At 43.2% G+C, this 1,416-nt stretch carries 1 pseudogene; it reads left to right on the top strand.

Features of this window, described 5'->3' with window-relative positions:
- Positions 1 to 68 precede the first annotated feature (68 nt).
- Positions 69 to 1,416 (top strand): annotated as a pseudogene (locus LD028_RS08615) (IS1182 family transposase); the annotation flags it as partial.

Below are 1,416 nucleotides of genomic sequence, written 5' to 3'. Positions count from 1 at the left end.
CAGCTTGTCGACAAAGTCGACAAGCTGTTTTAATATATAGGTATAAGGGTATAGGAGGGGGAAATCGGATGCTTCAACGTCATCAAGAAGATCGTAGACATGTGGAAACAACGGTAAAGATTGATGACCTTGTTCCTGAGGATCACCTTGTGCGTAAGCTAGAAAAAGCGATTGACTTCTCTTTTATTTATGACATCGTCAAAGATCTATACTCACCCGATCATGGACGACCAAGTATTGATCCGGTTGTGTTGTTCAAAATGTACTTGATTCGTTATATCTTTGGCATTCGTTCGATGCGTGAAACGGTGGAACAAATTCGAACAAACGTGGCCTATCGATGGTTTTTAGGGTTGAGTCTTCATGATCCTGTCCCACATCATTCGACTCCAAGCAAAAACTACGCACGACGTTTTGCAGGTACGGACGTCTTTCAAAAGATTTTTTCAAGAATCTTAGAAGAAGCCTTTCAACACGGGCTGGTGGATCCAAGTGTCGTATTTGTTGATTCTACCCATGTGAAGGCGAGTGCAAACAAAAGAAAATTCAACACCGAAGTGGCAGAAGTCGAAGCGAAAGCATATCAAGAGGAATTGGAAAAAGAGATTGAACGAGATCGGATCGCACACGGAAAATCTCCACTACCGCCAGAAACAGAAAAAAAAAAAAACGAGAAGTGAAGATCAGTAAGACAGATCCCGAGAGTGGGATGTTTGTGAAAAATGAACGCGAACGAGTATTTGCTTACTCCTATCATACAGCTTGCGATCGCCATGGCTGGATCCTCCAATCCTATGTCACGGCGGCAAACGTGCATGATAGTCAAGCCTTTTTCGAACTGTTTGAACGGGTCAAACAGGAAGTGAAGCAGCGCCCAAAAGACGTGTGCATCGATGCAGGATACAAGACACCAGCCATTGCGAAATACCTATTAGAACAAGAGATCCATCCGATTTGGCCATATACGCGTCCAAAGACGAAAGAGGGGTTCTTTCGGAAATCTGAATTTGCATATGACGAACACTTTGACTGTTACCTTTGTCCAAATAACCAAGTGTTGTCGTATTCCACAACGAATCGAGAAGGCTATCGAGAATATAAATCAAATCCATCTGTGTGCAAGACGTGTCCTTATCTAGAAAAATGCACGGGAAGCAAGAGCCATACAAAAGTGGTTACACGCCATGTTTGGCAAGATTACTACGAAGAAGCCGAGCACTTACGATATGTGCCGGAGCATCGGGAGTTGTATGAACGAAGAAAAGAGACAATCGAACGAAATTTTGCAGATTTGAAAGAGAAGCATGGTCTGCGCTGGACAAATTACCGTGGATTGGAAAGAAACCAGATGCAGGCGATGCTTGTTTGTGCTGCGATGAATTTAAAGAAATTAGCAAACTGCCTATGGAGAATGGG

This window comes from Anoxybacillus sp. LAT27 (assembly GCF_022030075.1).
Taxonomy (GTDB): Bacteria; Bacillota; Bacilli; order Bacillales; family Anoxybacillaceae; genus Anoxybacillus; species Anoxybacillus kestanbolensis.
Note: the sequence above shows the minus strand (reverse complement) of the source record. Positions and strands in the feature narration are given on the sequence as shown.